17 protein-coding genes and 1 other annotated feature are annotated in these 17,248 nt (G+C 38.4%); of the genes, 3 read left to right on the forward strand and 14 right to left on the reverse strand.

Annotation, left to right across the window (positions count from 1 at the left end; genetic code table 11):
• Window positions 1-6 precede the first annotated feature (6 nt).
• The 11 genes from hisG to ilvE all read right to left on the reverse strand — a co-directional run bounded on the left by hisG (window position 7) and on the right by ilvE (window position 13,052).
• Entirely contained in the window at window positions 7-642 is a 636-nt protein-coding gene (gene hisG, locus BM350_RS07060) for an ATP phosphoribosyltransferase (RefSeq protein ID WP_090915391.1), read from the reverse strand.
• Window positions 618-1,880 (reverse strand): ATP phosphoribosyltransferase regulatory subunit, encoded by a 1,263-nt coding sequence (gene hisZ, locus BM350_RS07065; protein WP_090915389.1) that lies wholly within the window; start codon window positions 1,878-1,880, stop codon window positions 618-620. The genes hisG and hisZ overlap by 25 nt, the downstream gene beginning before the upstream one ends.
• A gap of 472 nt (window positions 1,881-2,352) precedes the next feature.
• Window positions 2,353-2,928: a 3-isopropylmalate dehydratase small subunit gene (gene leuD, locus BM350_RS07070; protein WP_090915388.1), complete on the reverse strand. Its 576-nt coding sequence runs from the start codon at window positions 2,926-2,928 to the stop codon at window positions 2,353-2,355.
• Window positions 2,906-4,300: a 3-isopropylmalate dehydratase large subunit gene (leuC, locus tag BM350_RS07075; RefSeq protein ID WP_090915386.1), complete on the reverse strand. Its 1,395-nt coding sequence runs from the start codon at window positions 4,298-4,300 to the stop codon at window positions 2,906-2,908. Before leuC ends, leuD begins: the two co-directional genes overlap by 23 nt.
• Window positions 4,300-5,364 (reverse strand): 3-isopropylmalate dehydrogenase, encoded by a 1,065-nt coding sequence (gene leuB / locus BM350_RS07080; protein WP_090915384.1) that lies wholly within the window; start codon window positions 5,362-5,364, stop codon window positions 4,300-4,302. Before leuB ends, leuC begins: the two co-directional genes overlap by 1 nt.
• Before the next feature lie 14 nt (window positions 5,365-5,378).
• Entirely contained in the window at window positions 5,379-6,902 is a 1,524-nt protein-coding gene (locus BM350_RS07085) for a 2-isopropylmalate synthase (protein ID WP_090915382.1), read from the reverse strand.
• A gap of 1 nt (window position 6,903) precedes the next feature.
• Window positions 6,904-7,914 carry a ketol-acid reductoisomerase gene (gene ilvC, locus BM350_RS07090; protein WP_090915380.1) on the reverse strand — a complete coding sequence of 337 codons (1,011 nt, stop codon included), beginning with the start codon at window positions 7,912-7,914 and terminating at the stop codon, window positions 6,904-6,906.
• Between the two features lie 26 nt (window positions 7,915-7,940).
• Window positions 7,941-8,456, reverse strand: coding sequence for an acetolactate synthase small subunit (ilvN, locus tag BM350_RS07095; protein WP_090915378.1), 516 nt, complete (start codon window positions 8,454-8,456; stop codon window positions 7,941-7,943).
• The gene (gene ilvB / locus BM350_RS07100; protein WP_090915377.1) at window positions 8,456-10,150 is read right to left on the reverse strand and encodes an acetolactate synthase large subunit; all 1,695 of its coding nucleotides are present in this window, start codon (window positions 10,148-10,150) and stop codon (window positions 8,456-8,458) included. Before ilvB ends, ilvN begins: the two co-directional genes overlap by 1 nt.
• A gap of 72 nt (window positions 10,151-10,222) precedes the next feature.
• Window positions 10,223-10,450, reverse strand: a binding site (T-box leader).
• A gap of 23 nt (window positions 10,451-10,473) precedes the next feature.
• Entirely contained in the window at window positions 10,474-12,141 is a 1,668-nt protein-coding gene (gene ilvD / locus BM350_RS07105; protein WP_090915375.1) for a dihydroxy-acid dehydratase, read from the reverse strand.
• Window positions 12,142-12,152: 11 nt separating this feature from the next.
• Window positions 12,153-13,052: a branched-chain-amino-acid transaminase gene (gene ilvE, locus BM350_RS07110; protein WP_090915373.1), complete on the reverse strand. Its 900-nt coding sequence runs from the start codon at window positions 13,050-13,052 to the stop codon at window positions 12,153-12,155.
• Between the two features lie 405 nt (window positions 13,053-13,457).
• Between ilvE and BM350_RS07115 the strand changes: the two genes are divergently transcribed.
• Window positions 13,458-13,712 (forward strand): DUF3911 family protein, encoded by a 255-nt coding sequence (locus BM350_RS07115; RefSeq protein WP_090915371.1) that lies wholly within the window; start codon window positions 13,458-13,460, stop codon window positions 13,710-13,712.
• A gap of 98 nt (window positions 13,713-13,810) precedes the next feature.
• Window positions 13,811-14,053: a YkuS family protein gene (locus BM350_RS07120; protein WP_139207656.1), complete on the forward strand. Its 243-nt coding sequence runs from the start codon at window positions 13,811-13,813 to the stop codon at window positions 14,051-14,053.
• Between the two features lie 445 nt (window positions 14,054-14,498).
• Here BM350_RS07120 and BM350_RS07125 read toward each other — a convergent pair whose 3' ends face one another.
• Entirely contained in the window at window positions 14,499-14,588 is a 90-nt protein-coding gene (locus tag BM350_RS07125; protein ID WP_020063024.1) for a hypothetical protein, read from the reverse strand.
• A gap of 127 nt (window positions 14,589-14,715) precedes the next feature.
• Window positions 14,716-15,090, reverse strand: coding sequence for a GerW family sporulation protein (ytfJ, locus tag BM350_RS07130; RefSeq protein ID WP_090915367.1), 375 nt, complete (start codon window positions 15,088-15,090; stop codon window positions 14,716-14,718).
• 212 nt (window positions 15,091-15,302) lie between these two features.
• Between ytfJ and BM350_RS07135 the strand changes: the two genes are divergently transcribed.
• The gene (locus BM350_RS07135; protein WP_090915598.1) at window positions 15,303-15,668 is read left to right on the forward strand and encodes an imidazole glycerol phosphate synthase; all 366 of its coding nucleotides are present in this window, start codon (window positions 15,303-15,305) and stop codon (window positions 15,666-15,668) included.
• An 86-nt stretch (window positions 15,669-15,754) separates the two neighbouring features.
• On the opposite strand, the gene BM350_RS07140 is transcribed toward BM350_RS07135, so the two are convergent.
• Window positions 15,755-17,098, reverse strand: coding sequence for a TrkH family potassium uptake protein (locus tag BM350_RS07140; RefSeq protein ID WP_090915364.1), 1,344 nt, complete (start codon window positions 17,096-17,098; stop codon window positions 15,755-15,757).
• Window positions 17,099-17,248 lie beyond the last annotated feature (150 nt).

The following is a 17,248-nucleotide window of genomic DNA, read 5'->3' on the forward strand; positions in this document are numbered from 1 at the left end:
TCCCTTTTATTTCTTTTCTGCTACAACACTCTCTATTCTGTTTATAATATTGAATATTCCGTCTTTTTTCATTTTTAAAGATGCTTTGTTTACAATTAGACGTGCTGAAATATCACAAACTTCTTCAAATACAAGTAACCCGTTTTCTTTCAGCGTTTGTCCTGTTTCTACAATATCGATGATTGCATCTGCTAATCCTAACAAAGGAGCAATCTCAACAGAACCTTCTATTTTAATAATCTCTACATCTTCTCCCTTCTTACGAAAATATGCAGAAGTAATATTCGGATACTTTGTTGCAATTCTCTTTTTGTTATAACCGTTTGAGTGATACGACAAAGTGGAAGCAACACAAATTTTACAACAACCTACCTCTAAATCCACCATTTCATATACATCATTCTCATATTCAAGTAAAATATCTTTCCCAACAACACCCATATCTGCTATACCATGCTCGACATATGTTACGACATCCACTGCCTTTACAAGAATAAATGAAATGTTTGAGTTCTTACTTCGAAATACGAGCTTTCTTCCTTTATCTTTTAGTTCTCGGCAATCAATACCAATTCGTTCAAACAATGGAATTACATGTTTTTCTAGTCTTCCTTTCGTTAACGCAATTTGAATGTTACGCATGAGGATTCTCCTTTTTTCTGCATAATCCATTTCTCTTTCCAAACATACTGGGTTAAAGTATCTCCTGATACATCAATTACCGTTTTTACATCGAGCGTTCTTGCAAATCGAAATGTATCTTGTAAATTTTCTAACATGGACAGTTCTGCTTTTACACCATCTTTCCTAAATAAAGTACATAATTTCTCTGCTTCTGAAATCATATCTAACGAATAATATATGAGCGTATCTATTTGTTTTTGATATGAAGTTTCCTTCCGTTCTTGTAAAGTTCGTACAATTTGATTTACTTGTATTGCTAATCCTACTGCAGATAGAGACTCGCCAAAATTTCCAATGAGTTCATCATATCTCCCACCGCTGACAATCTCTTCTCCAATATCACATATATATCCCCGAAAGATTACACCCGTATAATAATGAAGATGTTGAATCATCCCCAAATCAACAGAAATATACCCACCATACCCAAGACGTTCCATGTTTTCATATATATTTTTGATCCGCGCAATGGCTCGTTTCATCTCTTTACTCACAGTAAGCTTTTCAGCTTCTTCAATCACTTCTAATCCACCGAATAAACGAGGTAACTTTTGTAATAATTGAACTGTTTCATCTTGCATATCTAACCGCTTTTCTTGTAGAAAATGGGACAAAGCAGCATAATTTTTACTTTCAATATATTCTCGCAATGTATATTCATCTTCTTCTCGTAAAGATAACTTTTTCACAATAGATTTATAGAGTTCCACTTGACCAATTTCAATTTTAAAGGATTGAATACCAACTGATTGCAAGGCGACAATTGTGCTTACAATACATTCAATTTCAGCACGCATATTATCGATACCGATAATCTCAATTCCAGTTTGTGTAATTTCATTATATTTGCCTGATAAAGATTCATTTGCCCTAAAAATATTTCCACTATAGGTTAATTTCAAAGGAGCTTCCATTCTTTTTGTTCCGATTACACGAGCTAGTGGAATTGTCATATCAGGTCTAAGAACGAGGATGCGCCCCTCAGAATCAAAAAACTTATACATCTTCTCCTCGTCAATAGGACGATTTTGAAACGCAAACACATCATAAAACTCAATCATAGGTGTCCGTATTTCTTCATATCCTCTCTCAATAAATGTACGTTTTAACCTTTGCTGAGTCTCTTCCATTAACGTACATTCTTGAAACAAAAAATCTCTTGTTCCGTTTGGATTGGCTCGTTTCCATTTTTTCATCGTCACACCTCTGCTTTCTTGACACATGTATATAAAAAATCTACAAAGATAGCATATTTAATATCCTTCTCTTATATGTCCCTTATTAAATTCTTGAACCACTCTCACTTACTATTCAGCTATCTGTATAGCACACTTGATGCGAAAATCTCCTAACAAAATTTACATGAATGATTTGTTCCAATTCCGTCTTCACCATTACTCATACATTCACAACATAGCGCTTAGAAAACGAAAAAAGAGCTATGTAGATAAAAATACCTACATAGCTCTTTGGAGAATGTAGGTACAACAGGAATAACCCTTGTACCTACACGTTTTTTCACGCTAGGTTCAAGGGTTTATGTATGATGATGTTGTGTAAATAAAATGACTGATTGGAAAGTAAACATTGTCATTACTCCCTTTCTCCTCTTAGTTTTAAGTCAGTATACTCCCAATAAAACAAAAAGTAAAGAATATTATTTATTTTCTAAATTTGTTTCATTTCATATGAAACAATTTCCTGTTCATATTGAAGTGTAACCCCAATATCATCTAAACCTCTTAACAACTTTTCTTTCCACATGTGTTCAATAGAAAAAGAAAAGCTGTGTTCAGGAGTTGTTATCACTTCATTCTCTAAATCTATTTCTATTATCGCTTGCGGTGCTACAGACGCAAGTTGCTTACGCACTTCTTTTTTCATAACAATAGGGAGAATTCCATTTTTCATACAGTTCATATAAAAAATATCTGCAAAACTTCCTGCAATAATAGCTCGAAATCCGTAATCCGCAAGGGCCCACGGGGCATGTTCTCTAGAAGATCCGCAACCGAAGTTTTCTCCTGTAATTAAAATCGTAGCTCCTTTTCGCTCAGGAGCGTTCAACGGAAACGCATAGTTTTCTTGACGGTTATTTAAATAACGCCATTCATCAAATAAAAACTCTCCAAATCCTGTCCTTTCAATGCGCTTTAAATACTGCTTCGGAATGATTTGATCGGTATCGATATTATCATTCATCAACACTGCAAATTTCCCTTTATGAATATGAAATGGCTCCATCGTAGTTCTCCTTTCTCACATCAACAAAATAGCCGTAAATTGCCGCAGCTGCAGCCATAGCTGGGCTAACGAGATGTGTTCTTGCCCCCTTTCCTTGTCTTCCTTCAAAATTCCGGTTTGAAGTAGATGCACAATGCTCACCTTCTGGCACTTGATCTGGATTCATACCAAGACACATTGAACATCCAGGTTCTCGCCACTCAAATCCCGCCTCTTCAAAAATAAGGTGCAATCCTTTTTTCATTGCCTCATCTCTCACTTGTTTTGATCCAGGGACAACTAGAGCTCGCACCCCTTTTTTTACCTTCCTCCCTCTCACAACCGCAGCAGCAATTTCTAAATCAGACAACCGGGAATTTGTACAAGAACCAATAAACACGTGTTGGATTGGAATATCCATTACGCGCCCTCCTGCTTGAAGACCCATATATGCATAGGCACGTTCATCATTTTTATCATTTGCCAGCGGAAGTACCTCATCAATGCGAAGCCCCATTCCTGGATTGGTACCCCACGTTACATACGGCGCCAAATTTTTCACATCAACTGTAAGAACCATGTCATACACCGCATCTTCATCCGTGTATAATTCACGCCATTTTTCGACTGCTTGTTCAAACTCTTTTGGGGCATATTGGCGCCCTCTTACATAAGCAAACGTCGTTTCATCCGGAGCGATCATACCTGCTTTTGCTCCTCCTTCAATCGCCATATTACAAAGCGTCATTCGCTCTTCCATTGTCATTTCTTGTACAGCATCTCCATAGAACTCCATTACATGTCCTGTCCCAACAGAAACACCGTATGTGGCGAGTAAATGTAAAATAATATCTTTTGCATATACACCCTTTGGCAATGTTCCGTTTAATTCTATTCCCATCGCTTTCGGCTTTTGTTGCCATAAAGTTTGGGTCGCTAATACATGTTCAACCTCACTCGTACCAATCCCAAACGCCAGCGCACCAAACGCTCCATGTGTCGCTGTATGACTATCACCGCACACAATTGTTTTTCCCGGTTGTGTTAATCCAAGTTCCGGCCCAATCACATGCACAATTCCTTGCGCTTCATCTCCCATATCTGCTAATCGTACACGGAATTGCTCGCAATTATGACGAAGCGCATCCATCTGTTGTTTTGCGATAACATCTGTAACGTTCCACACATCCTTTGTCGGTACATTATGATCCATTGTCGCAAATGTTAAATCTGGACGCCGCACAGTTCGATTTGCAAGCCGCAAGCCCTCAAAGGCTTGCGGCGATGTTACTTCATGAACAAGATGAAGATCAATATATAATAAATCGAGTCCATTCTCATCTGTTGCTACAACATGTCGTTCCCATAGTTTATCTAACAGCGTTTTCCCCATTATCGCCATCTCCCTACTAGTGCCTGCTCTTCCATCGCTTGTAATACATACTTTGTAAACGAAGTTGTCGTTTCATTCCCGCCTAAATCTGCAGTACATTTTCCAGAACGAAGTACTGTAGAAATGGCTTCTTCAATTGCTTCTCCTTCTTTTCTTAACCCAAATGATTGTCCAAGCATCATTGCGACTGAGCGAAGCATAGCGATTGGATTTACTTTATTTTTCCCAGCAATATCTGGCGCTGATCCATGAATTGGTTCGTACAGAGATGGACCATTCTCCGCATGACTTGCAGACGGTAACATTCCTAATGAACCTGCTAATACAGATGCTTCATCGCTTAAAATATCACCAAATAAATTTTCTGTAACGATAACATCAAATCGTCTTGGATTACGAATGAGTTCCATTGCGGCAGCATCTACTAATAAATGTTCTAACTCTACCTCTGGGTAGCGAGCTGCTACTTCTTCTGTTACTTGTCGCCATAGTTTACTAGATTCTAAAACATTTGCCTTATCAATAGAAGTTACTTTTTTGCGACGTTTTTTCGCTAATTGAAATGCATAGGAAACAATTCGTTCTACTTCACGTCGATGATAAGTAAGTGTATCCGTTGCCACTTCCTCTGTCCGTTCTTTCGGAAATGAAAAATAGATTCCACCTGTTAATTCACGAACGACAACAAAATCAACTTGCTCCGCCGTTTTTAGCGGTGATAAGTGCGCTGTTGCTTCTTCTACAGAAACCGGGCGAACGTTTGCAAAAACTCCTAACCCTTTTCGCAGTGTAAGAAGTCCTTGTTCAGGACGTTCTTTTGCATAATCCCAGTGCGGTCCTCCAACTGCACCTAGTAATACTGCATCACTTGCCAAACACGCTGTTAATGTGCGGGGCGGAAGCGGCTGACCACATACATCAATTGCTGCTCCTCCGAACAATTCATCTTGCAAATAAAAATCATGACCGTATAACCTTTCTACCATCTCTAGCACTTGCTTTGCACTAGACATAATTTCTGTCCCAACTCCATCACCAGCTAAACAAACGATTCGTTTTTCCATCTTCAAGCACTCCTTTACGATTTTGTAAGTGATCGTAATGCTTTTAATTTCCCAGCTGCATATACGTAAGCACGGGCCGAAGCTTCTAGTACATCTTGCGCTACGCCAAAACCAGAAACTTGATATCCATCTTCTTTCAATTCAACATGAACATGAGCTAACGCATCTTGTCCTTGTGTAATCGACTGAATACGATAGTCAGCAAGCTCACATTGCAAATGAAGAATTCTTTGAATTGCATTATAAATGGCTTCAATGCTTCCGGCTCCCGTCGCAGCATCTTCCAATACATTACCATCAGCATCTTCTAAACAGACGGTTGCACTTTGAATACTGCTTGATACAAAATGAACTTGCAATTGCTTAATATTGTACTGTTGCTTAGCAAACGCAGTTTCTCCTAATACAAGCGCCCTTAAATCTTCTTCTGTAATTTCTTTTTTTCGATCAGCTAACCTTTTAAAAGCATGAAACGCTAAGTCTCGCTCTTCCTCTGTAAAATCATAGCCTAACTCTTTCATTTTTTCTGTAAAGGCATGGCGTCCAGAATGTTTTCCAAGTACAAATTTATTTTGTTCTTCCCCTACAAGAGAAGGTGAAATAATTTCGTAAGTAGATGCTTCTTTTAAAACCCCATCTTGATGAATACCGGATTCATGGGCAAACGCATTTGCACCAACAATTGCTTTATTTTTTGGAACAATCATGCCTGTTAAACGACTTACAAGTGTACTCGCCCTTTTAATTTCTTTTAATTGCATGAAAGATGACGCTCCGTAGTAATCGTTTCGAATATGAAGTGCAACTGCAACTTCTTCAAGAGCGGCATTACCAGCACGTTCTCCAATACCATTAATTGTTCCTTCTACTTGAAGTGCACCGCCTTCAATTGCTGCTAATGAGTTGGCTACTGCCATGCCAAGATCATCGTGACAATGACAGGAGAAAATAGCTTTCTCATAAGATAGAACATGCTCTTGTAAATATCGGAAAAGAGAATAATATTCTTCTGGATTTGTATATCCTACTGTATCAGGAATGTTAATTACATCCGCGCCGGCGCCGATCGCAACTTCTACAGCTTCCGCTAAAAAAGAAGGTGTTGTTCGCGTTGCATCTTCTGCAGAAAACTGCACCGCTGGAAATAATGATTTCCCAAATTTTACTGAACGATAAATTGTATCCAACACTTCATCCTTTGACATACGGAGCTTATATTTCATATGAATATCACTCGTTGCGAGAAATACATGTAACCGAGGAGATACACCTTCTTTTAACGCTTCATATGCAGTATGAATATCACTTTCCTTTGCACGGGCCAAACTCATAACAGAAGCATTTTGAATGGTTCCAGCAATACGTTTCACCGACCGGAAATCACCTTCAGAAGCGGATGCAAAACCCGCCTCCATCACGTGAATTCCAAGCCGCTCTAACTGCCGTGCAATTTGTAATTTTTCTTGTTCATTTAAATTTACTCCAGGAGATTGCTCCCCATCGCGAAGCGTCGTATCCATGAACAAAATTTTCTTCATATTACTTAACCTCCATTTTCACTCTCGGCTTCACAAATGGCATCATCTCACGTAATTTACGTCCGACCACTTCAATTTGATGCTCATTCTCTTCTGCATTCATTGCATGGAATTTTTGTCTTCCTGCTTTATGTTCCGCAATCCATCCTCTAGCAAACGTCCCATCTTGAATATCTTTTAATACTTCTTGCATTGCTTGTTTCGTATGCTCTGTTACAATGCGCGGCCCCGATACGAAATCCCCCCACTGCGCTGTGTCTGAAACTGAATAGCGCATATTTTCTAACCCGCCTTCATACATAAGATCGACAATAAGCTTCAGTTCATGTAAACATTCAAAATAGGCAAGTTCCGGTTGATAACCAGCTTCTACTAATGTTTCAAAACCTGCCTTCACAAGAGCAGTTGCCCCTCCGCAAAGTACTGCTTGCTCTCCAAATAAATCTGTTTCTGTTTCTTCTTTAAATGTCGTTTGGAGTACACCGGCGCGAGTCGCTCCGATTCCATCTGCATACGATAATGCTTTTTCATACGCTGTTCCTGTTGCATCTTGATAAACCGCAAATAATGCCGGCACGGCTGCACCTTCTACAAATGTTCGGCGTACAAGATGCCCCGGTCCTTTTGGCGCTACAAGAAATACATCTACATCTTCCGGTGGTGTAATTTGATTAAAATGAACGTTAAACCCATGAGCAAACACAAGTGCATTTCCTTCTTGCAAATTCGGTGCAATTTCTGTTTCATACACTTCCGGCTGTTGTTCATCTGGAAGCAATACCATTACAACATCTGCTAGTTTTGTAGCTTTAGCAACCTTGTATACAGAAAATCCATCTTCTTTTGCCCTTTCCCAAGACTTTCCTTGACGAAGACCTACAACAACATCAAAACCGTTATCGCGTAAATTTTGTGCATGAGCATGACCTTGAGATCCATACCCAACAATTGCTATTTTCTTTCCTTTTAACACATTTACTGTTACATCCTTTTCATAATAAACTTTTACCATTTTCTTTCTCCTCCTATATTTAAAAATTAATGAATTAACATTACTTGTTGTTTATCTTGTTTTTTCATACTTCTTGTAAAGGCTGTTACCCCTGTTCTTGCAATTTCTTTTAAACCGTATGGACGCAACAACTCAATAAGCGCTTCTACTTTTTCTTGCGTTCCTGTTACTTGAACGACAATGGAATCCTTTCCAACATCTATAACAGCAGCACGAAATGGTTCAATTAAACTATACAATTCAGATCTAGAAGCAATTGACGTAGACACTTTAATGAGCGCCAGCTCTCTTGCAATCATTGCTTCTTCTGTAATATCGGATACTTTTAATACATCAATTTGTTTATGAAGTTGTTTAATAAGCTGTTCGACTTGCTGAATATTTTCAACATGAACAACAAATGTCATCCTTGAAATATGTGACGATTCCGTATGGCCTACTGAAATACTTTCAATATTAAATTGCCTTCTCGCCATCACGCCTGTAATTCGATTTAAAACCCCACTTTGATTTCGAACTGTTGCTGTCACAATCCGTTTCACTATTCCACCCCCTCCATTTGGTGAACACCTTTTCCCGGAGCAACCATAGGCATAACTTTTTCAGATTGTAAAACGCGGCAATCAATTAGCACCGGCTCTTGTAAGTTCATCGCTTCTTTTAATTGTTCTTTTGCTGTTAACGGCTGTTCAATACGAATCCCTTTTATTCCATACGCATGAGCTAACATGACAAAGTCTGGTTGACAAGAAAGTACCGAATGCGAATAACGCTGATTATAAAACTCATCTTGCCATTGCCGCACCATCCCAAGTGCTTCATTGTTTAAAATAAGTACTTTCACAGGGAGGCAATGTTCCTTTAAAACACTTAATTCTTGTAATGTCATTTGAAAGCCGGCATCCCCTACAATTGCTACGACGAGTTCATTTGGCTCGGCAATTTGCGCCCCAATCGCAGCTGGCAAACCAAACCCCATCGTTCCAAGCCCTCCTGATGTAATCCACTTGTCAGGGTGTTTTAATTTATAATATTGCGCAGCCCACATTTGATGCTGCCCAACATCCGTCGTTATAATGGCATTTCCATTTGTAACTTCATAAAGCATCTGGATTGCAGCTTGCGGCTTTAATATTTGTGAATCGTCTTCATAACAAAACGGATAGCGATTCTTTCTTCTTCGTAGAAGTTGTAGCCATTCTTTATGATTTTGTTTCTCTCCTTTACATGCCAGCAATGCTTCTAAAGCATGCTTAGCACTTGCTACAATTGGAATTTCTGTCACGACGTTCTTTCCAATCTCTGCAGGATCAATATCAATATGTGCTACCGTTGCTTCCTTTGCAAAGTACGTTAAATTTCCCGTCAGACGATCATCAAAACGAGCCCCTATATTTATTAATAAATCGCATTCATACAAAGCCATATTTGCTGTGTAAGAACCGTGCATGCCCCCCATTCCTAAAAACAATGTATCATCCGCTGGAAATCCTCCAAGACCAAGCAATGTATGAACAACCGGAAGATGATACATACGAGCAAATGCGGTTAATTCATTTGCCGCTTTTGCATGCAGTACACCAGCACCCGCTAAAATAAGTGGCTTCTTTGCCGTTTCAATTGCTTGCAGCAGTTTTGTTATTTGCAATTGATTTGGACGATAATTCGGCTGGTATCCAGGTAAATCCATCAGGGCATCGCTACATCGCTCTCCCGTTTCTATAACCATATTTTTCGGAAGATCAATGACGACCGGACCTGGTCTACCTGTTGCTGCAATATGAAATGCTTCTTTTATAATTCTTGGTAAATCTGAAACATTTCGCACTTGATAATTATGCTTTGTAACAGGCATCGTAAGTCCGATAACATCCGCTTCTTGAAAGGCGTCACTCCCTATGAACGTTGTTGCAACTTGACCAGTAAATACGACAAGCGGTAAAGAATCCATCATCGCATCCGCTAAACCAGTAATGACATTTGTCGCCCCCGGCCCGCTTGTAGCAATTACAACACCAGGCTTTCCAGTAATTCTTGCATACCCTTCTGCTGCATGGATCGCTCCTTGCTCATGCCGAGTTAAAATATGAGGAATTTCACAATCATAAAGCGCATCATATAGCGGCAAAACAGCTCCTCCTGGATAGCCAAAAATGACTTCTACCTTTTCCTTTCTAAGCGCATGTAACAATAACTGTGCACCGTTTGCCATTTTCTCTTCCGTTTTTGAAGACATCGTTTCTACAAACCTCCTTTTGAAATGCGTATATAAATAAAAAAGTCTTTCGCCCACACTTCAGCTATGTGCTGAAGGGACGAAAGACTTCGCGGTACCACCCTTCTTTGCAAGAAAGATTCTTGCCTCAGTGACTCTAATAGAATCAAGCTAATAACGGAGCTACCGTCCAAACCTAGACAAGTGCTTCAGTTTGGCACTCAAGGGCGATGTTCATCAACGTGAACCATCGGTTTCCACCAACCACCGACTCTCTGTGAGGCTTCACAATCAACTACTCCTCCCTATCAACGCTTTATCCATCCGTGAACGGAAGTTTCACTTTATACTTTCATAATTCCTCCAGTGTTTGCCGAAGTAACAAGCTTTGCGTATCTTGCTAAATACCCAGTTTTCACTTTCGGCTCTGGAGAAATAAATTGTTTTTTTCGCTCTTCTAATACTTCGTTAGAAATTTCCCAATGCATACTGCCATCTTTTACATTAATGATGATCGGATCGCCGTCTCTCACATATGCAATTGGTCCTCCTTCAGCCGCTTCAGGCGATACATGCCCAATCGCAATCCCCCTTGTTGCTCCGGAGAAGCGGCCATCAGTAATTAACGCAACCTTTGTTCCAAGTCCTCTCCCAACGATTGCTGATGTTGGAGCTAACATTTCCGGCATACCAGGCCCTCCTTTTGGACCTTCATAGCGGATGACTACAATATGCCCTTCTTTCACAATACCACTATGAATTGCAGCAACTGCTTCATCATGAGAGTCAAAGCAAATTGCTTCACCCACAAATGAGGTAACTGATTCATCAATCGCTCCAACTTTTAGGACAGAACCATCTGGTGCTAAATTTCCAAAGAGAATGGAAAGACCACCTGTTTTACGATAAGGCCGCTCTTTCGGACGAATTACTTTTTCATCTGAAATTTTTCCATCTTCTACTGTTTCATAGATGCTTTTCCCTGTAATTGTAATGCGCTCCGAATGAATTGCCCCTGGAATTTGTGAAAGCTCTTTAATAATAGCTGCCACCCCGCCAGCTTCATGTACATCATGCATAGAATAATGAGAAGCTGGGCTAATTTTCGCCAAGTATGGAACACGCTTTGCAATATCATTAATACGCTGCAAATCATAATTAATTCCCGCCTCATTCGCGATGGCTAACATATGTAAAACGGTATTTGTCGATCCGCCCATCGCCATATCTAATGCAAAGGCATCATCAATTGCTTCTTTCGTAATAATGTCACGCGGCTTTATATCACGCTCAATTAAATCCATTAAATGAGACGCAGCTTGACGAATTAAGTTATGTCGTTCTTCACTTGTTGCGACAATCGTTCCATTTCCAGGAAGTGCAACACCGAGTATTTCCATAATGGTATTCATAGAATTTGCTGTAAACATCCCTGAACAAGAACCACACGTTGGACATGCTGATTTTTCCATATCAATCAGCTGCTCTAAACTTAACTTCCCTGATTTATGAGCGCCAACTCCTTCAAATACAGATGCTAATGAAAGAGGAGTGCCATCTTTTGCTTTTCCAGCTTCCATCGGTCCCCCTGATACAAAAACAGAAGGAACATTCGTCCGAACAGATGCCATTAACATTCCTGGTGTAATTTTGTCACAATTCGGCATAAACATCACTCCGTCAAACCAATGAGCTTGAATTACAGTTTCTGCTGCATCTGCAATAATCTCCCGGCTCGGAAGTGAATAGCGCATTCCAATATGCCCCATCGCGATTCCATCATCAACACCGATTGTATTAAATTCAAAAGGAACACCTCCTGCTTCCCGAATGGCAGCTTTCGCTACATCAGCAAGTTCCCTTAAATGAATATGTCCTGGAACAATATCTATATATGAATTACAAATTGCAATAAATGGTTTATGAAAATCTTCTTCTTTAACCCCTGCCGCATGAAGCAAACTCCGATGCGGCGCCCGGTCAATCCCTTGTTTAATCATATTACTTCGCATCGGTTATTCTCCTACCAACTTACTTTATTTTCTTCATAAATTTTTTCGCCATCTTCTACTACTAGCTTACGGAATTCTTCTAATAAACGATTTGTATGTGTCCCTGGTTTCCCAGCACCAATTTCTCTTCCGTCAACCTTCGTTACCGCAATAACTTCAGCTGCTGTACCTGTTAAAAATACTTCATCCGCTACATACACATCATGACGAGTAAATAATTCTTCCCTTACGTCATAGCCAAGCTTCTCACCAATTTCCATAATTGCATTTCGAGTAATTCCTTCCAGTGCTCCCGCAGAACTTGGCGGTGTAATTAATTTATTGCCTTTTACAATAAATACATTGTCACCTGAACCTTCTGCAACATACCCTTGCTCATTTAACATCAGCGCTTCCTGCACACCAGCAAGTTTCGCTTCAATTCTAACTAAAATATTATTGAGGTAATTCAATGATTTCACTTGTGGTGTTAATACATCTGGACGATTCCGCCTTGTTGCAACTGTCACAACCGGGATACCCTTTTCATAATATTCCGCCGGAAACAATGCTAGTTGTTCTGCAATTACAACAACATTTGGCTTTAAACACGAGTCAGGATCTAAACCAAGATTTCCAGCTCCGCGTGATACAACTAAACGAATATACCCATTGGATAATTGATTACGCCTTATCGTTTCAACAACAATATTGGTCACTTCTTCCAACGTATATGGAATTTCTAATAAAATGGATTTTGCTGATTCGTACAAACGAATGAGGTGTTCTTTCAATCGAAAAACATTCCCACTATAAACACGAATGCCTTCAAATACCCCATCACCATACAAATATCCATGATCATAAACAGAAACTTTTGCTTCATTTTTTGGAACAAATTCTCCATTTAAGAAAATCCATTGCTCGTTCACTTGAAAGCGCCCCCTATATCCTTGAATTTTTTATTGTTTCCTAGTTTACGCTTCCTTTTCAAATAAATCAAAGAAATTTTTGAAAATTTTAAATTTTTAAACTTATAAACAACCTAATTTATATTGTTATATCAGCATTGTTAACGTTTACAAAATGTCAAAAAATATTTTTCGACATTTTTTTCAACAAAAAATATTTATTCGAGGGAAGGATTTTTGTCCAAAAATACGAATGTATTGTATCCAATAAACGGACGTTCCATCTGTTTTTAGGAAAAAGAGGATTAATAAAGTGAGGTGGAAAAATAAAAAATAAAATTTGAGGATAACGCTCATATTTTTTCCTCATTACTCATAATCCTATTTTCAAAAATCATTTTGACAAATTCGAGGGGGCTAAATCATATGGCATGTTTACAAATTAAAGGAACAAGACAAGAGGTAATGGAAATGCTTCAGTTATTTGATTTAATGAATACAAAAGGGCTGTGTAAATTAGAAGATTATGTAGAATTACTCCCAGATGTAGAGCAACATAAAACGATACAAAATCCGATGTATATCGCTTCTGTTGATGTACAATCAAATGATTATACAATGCAAGATGCACAAAATGATCGCTTTGTATGCGATATGTTAACGGGAGTTTATAACGACTAGTTTATTCCTTCTCCTGCCACACGTGTGAACTCTTCTGCTATTTAGTGAATATTCTTCCGAAAAAGGAACATATTACTAGATGGCAGGAGGTGAATAACATGGCGAAAATTGGCGTAGAAAATACTTTAACAAACGTACAACAAGCATTACAGCAAAAGGGGCATGACGTAGTCTCATTGCAATCTGAAAGTGATGTACAAGGATGTGACTGCTGCGTTATCAGCGGTCAAGATTCTAACGTAGCGGGGATTAGTAATGCTGTGATAAAGGGATCTGTTATTGACGCAAGAGGATTAACAACCGATGAAATTTGTCAACAAGTCGAAAGTAGAATTCAATAAAGTGAAACTTTAATGAATAAGGAATTCTATCGAAAACTTCACTTTGCAATCCCATCACATGCTCAAAGATGGGAACTTCTTTCAGAAACACATTAAAAAAGGCTACCATTTATTAAAAAGTAGCCTTTTTTTCTATATTTAACTAACGGGAAAGTAACATATACTGGATGAAAGCCCTACCTCTCTCTCATCATTACGGCTCCAACGACCGCTCCTGATACACTAGTATGTGTATACAGTTTACAAATACAATCTATCCTATACGTGATCACTAAAGTTGTTGGCATCATCGCCCGATCTTTAGCAAATCAGTGATTTGTATAAGTAAACAATAACCAATATATACTAGCTGTAACCGAGACACGAAGATATATCATATCCCATTATAACAACAATGTCAACACTTCTTCCAAAATAAAAACAGACTAACAAATGAGCCTGTTTGCTAAAACTGCGCTTTTTCCTTTAGTACGTACACAACAAAACCACTCACTAACATACATAAACCAACAACAAAATTCTTGATGTTAATCATTTATACCTCTCCCTTGTTCTTTCATAAATCATAATTATCTATATATTTTCATTCACCTTATATTCGTATCGTTTTTAAGCACACTTCAACTACTATATCATAATTTCCTTAAAATGCAAGTGTCCTATTAAGGCTTATTTACCAATCTCTGCACGGCATTAGGCACTGTTTCCAATGCTTTTTCTACAAGGTGTGTACCACTATGTAAGTGCATTACTTGAACCCCTTTTGCTCCAACTACTAAAAATGCAACAGGATTAATGGAAACCCCAGCACCACTTCCACCTCCAAATGGATGTAAGCTCTGCGCCTCTGTTTTTTGTCCATTCACATTAAAATCACTTCCCCCTGCCCCAAAACCAAAGGAAACTTTGGAAACGGTTAAAATAATACTACCATCTGCTGTTGATACAGGCTTTCCGACAATCGTATTAACATCCACCATTTCTTTTAAATTTGCCATTGCTGTTTTCATTAAGTTTTCAATTGGATGTTGCGTCATAGAAACCACCTCTTTTTCCTATTAATTCCTTTTTATCGTTTCCAAAAACGATAAAGACATACCAGTTTTTACAACTTAATAATTTTTGAAAGCAAATCTTCCTTGTAGAACATTCTTCTCCCAAAAGTTACTTGAGCTAAAAGCACGGCTTACTGTCCGCGAATAATAGGATAAAAAAACAAAAGTAGCTCATACTAAACATGCAGCTCTTTATGAAAGGAGATATCACATTGACTGATAAACATGAAGAACGTTATAGAGAAAACGAAGATCATTTTGAAGAAGAATATGCAGCTGAAATTGCACCGAACGGTGTGCCTTACAATGACAAAGAACAAGTAACGAAAAAAGCCGCAGGTGGTTCAACAACTGGATTTATCGCACTCGCTCTTGCCGTCTTATCTTTATTCACTTTTCCAATTCTCTTTGGACTTCTTTCTGTCCTACTCGGTATCTATGCCTATAACCGCGGCGCTACGGTTACAGGTGGAATTGCTGCAATCGTTGGCGGTTTAGCGGCAATTGTCGCATTAATATTCCGAGCGGCTCTTATCGGCTTATTTTTCTCTCTTTTTTAAACGCGAAGCTTCCATCGATCAGAATCTTACAGACAATTTTTCATCATGGAACATGATAAAAGGTATCTTGCTTCTGGCAAGATACCTTATCCTGTAAATACATCCTCAGCTGGATAGCGAATTTTTTGTTTTGCTGGCCGAGCAAGTGAAAATACAAGTGTTAGCGGTCCAATTAATCCGCAAAACATAACAAACATAATCACGCATTTTCCAAAAGCTGATAATTTCGCTGTAATGCCCATTGTTAATCCAACTGTTCCAAATGCTGAAATTGTTTCAAATAAAACTTCTATAAAACTAAAGTTTTCAGTAAGCATCAGTACAAATACTGCCACAAAAATTAAAAATTGACTGGCAATGACAATCGCTAAAGCTCTCGTCACCGTTGACATTTTAATTGTACGACGAAATAAAACCAAGTCTTCTTTTTTCTTGAAAAATGAAAGCACAGATGTAATTAAAATAACAAAAGTGGTAAGCTTAATACCGCCTCCAGTCGAAACACTTCCTGCTCCAATAAACATAAGCACCATCGTAAAGAACAGTGTTGACTCTCCCATACTTCCGTAATCAATTGTATTAAATCCAGCTGTACGCGGTGTAATTGCTTGGAAAAACGATGCCCACAACTTCTCACTTAATGATAAAGAACCTAATGTTTTTGCGTTATTATATTCTAATACAAATATAATAAGCATTGCAGCCACAATTAACACAATCGTACCAATAATCATGATTTTTGAATGCAATACTAGTTTTCGAAAACTGCGGCTATACCATATATCAATGAGTACGGTAAAACCTAAACCACCTGTTACAATTAACGAACAAATACCAATATTAATAATAGGATCTCCAACATATCTCGTTAAATTATCTGGCCATAAAGCAAATCCGGCATTATTATAAGCAGCCACGACATGAAACAAGCTGTAATATATTCCTTTTCCGAATCCGAATTCTGGAACAAAGCGAATAGATAAAAATACAACACCCACTAATTCAATACAAATTGAGAAGAAAAACACCCGTTTTACTAATTTTACAAGCCCACCAATGTTCGTTTGATTTAATGCTTCTCCAATAAGAAGGCGATGACGCAGCCCTATCTTTTTACCTAACACCCAAACTATTAAAATAGCAATTGTCATTAAACCTAAACCACCAGTTTGTATAAGAAACATAATGACAACTTGCCCAAATATTGTAAAGGTACTATTTACATCCACTACACCTAATCCAGTTACAGTCGCAGCTGATGTCGCTGTAAAAAAAGCATCTACCCAGCTAATTGACATTTTTGTTGAAATTGGTAATTTCAATAATAGTCCCCCAACCATAATCAAAGCAAAAAAGCCAATTGCTAAAATTTGTGGTGGACTCAATCGTATAAAACGATCATTTAAGTCTCGTTTTTCTATTATTTTCATAGCACTAACTCCCTTAATCCGTCCTCCATAATATGTAACATAGTTGAGCATAATCTTTTTTCTTATGAATTTCAACATTTATTTCCATATAAAGTGAAACTTCCATCATTGGGGTTTTTTTATTCCCCAATGATGGTTAGCCCGCCCAAT

The sequence above is a fragment of the Bacillus sp. 103mf genome, assembly GCF_900116295.1.
Classification (GTDB): domain Bacteria; phylum Bacillota; class Bacilli; order Bacillales; family Bacillaceae_G; genus Bacillus_A; species Bacillus_A bruguierae.

Excerpts from the sequence above, each read along its gene's own strand:
- BM350_RS07135 (WP_090915598.1), top strand. The coding sequence starts at position 15,303 with ATGAAAGGAGATATCACATTGACTGATAAACATGAAGAACGTTATAGA.
- leuC (WP_090915386.1), bottom strand. The coding sequence starts at position 4,300 with ATGGGGAAAACGCTGTTAGATAAACTATGGGAACGACATGTTGTAGCA.
- ilvB (WP_090915377.1), bottom strand. The coding sequence starts at position 10,150 with ATGTCTTCAAAAACGGAAGAGAAAATGGCAAACGGTGCACAGTTATTG.
- ilvC (WP_090915380.1), bottom strand. The coding sequence starts at position 7,914 with ATGGTAAAAGTTTATTATGAAAAGGATGTAACAGTAAATGTGTTAAAA.
- ilvD (WP_090915375.1), bottom strand. The coding sequence starts at position 12,141 with ATGCGAAGTAATATGATTAAACAAGGGATTGACCGGGCGCCGCATCGG.
- hisZ (WP_090915389.1), bottom strand. The coding sequence starts at position 1,880 with ATGAAAAAATGGAAACGAGCCAATCCAAACGGAACAAGAGATTTTTTG.
- hisG (WP_090915391.1), bottom strand. The coding sequence starts at position 642 with ATGCGTAACATTCAAATTGCGTTAACGAAAGGAAGACTAGAAAAACAT.
- BM350_RS07120 (WP_139207656.1), top strand. The coding sequence starts at position 13,811 with ATGGCGAAAATTGGCGTAGAAAATACTTTAACAAACGTACAACAAGCA.
- leuB (WP_090915384.1), bottom strand. The coding sequence starts at position 5,364 with ATGGAAAAACGAATCGTTTGTTTAGCTGGTGATGGAGTTGGGACAGAA.
- ytfJ (WP_090915367.1), bottom strand. The coding sequence starts at position 15,090 with ATGACGCAACATCCAATTGAAAACTTAATGAAAACAGCAATGGCAAAT.
- BM350_RS07115 (WP_090915371.1), top strand. The coding sequence starts at position 13,458 with ATGGCATGTTTACAAATTAAAGGAACAAGACAAGAGGTAATGGAAATG.
- BM350_RS07125 (WP_020063024.1), bottom strand. The coding sequence starts at position 14,588 with ATGATTAACATCAAGAATTTTGTTGTTGGTTTATGTATGTTAGTGAGT.
- leuD (WP_090915388.1), bottom strand. The coding sequence starts at position 2,928 with ATGGAGCCATTTCATATTCATAAAGGGAAATTTGCAGTGTTGATGAAT.
- BM350_RS07085 (WP_090915382.1), bottom strand. The coding sequence starts at position 6,902 with ATGAAGAAAATTTTGTTCATGGATACGACGCTTCGCGATGGGGAGCAA.
- BM350_RS07140 (WP_090915364.1), bottom strand. The coding sequence starts at position 17,098 with ATGAAAATAATAGAAAAACGAGACTTAAATGATCGTTTTATACGATTG.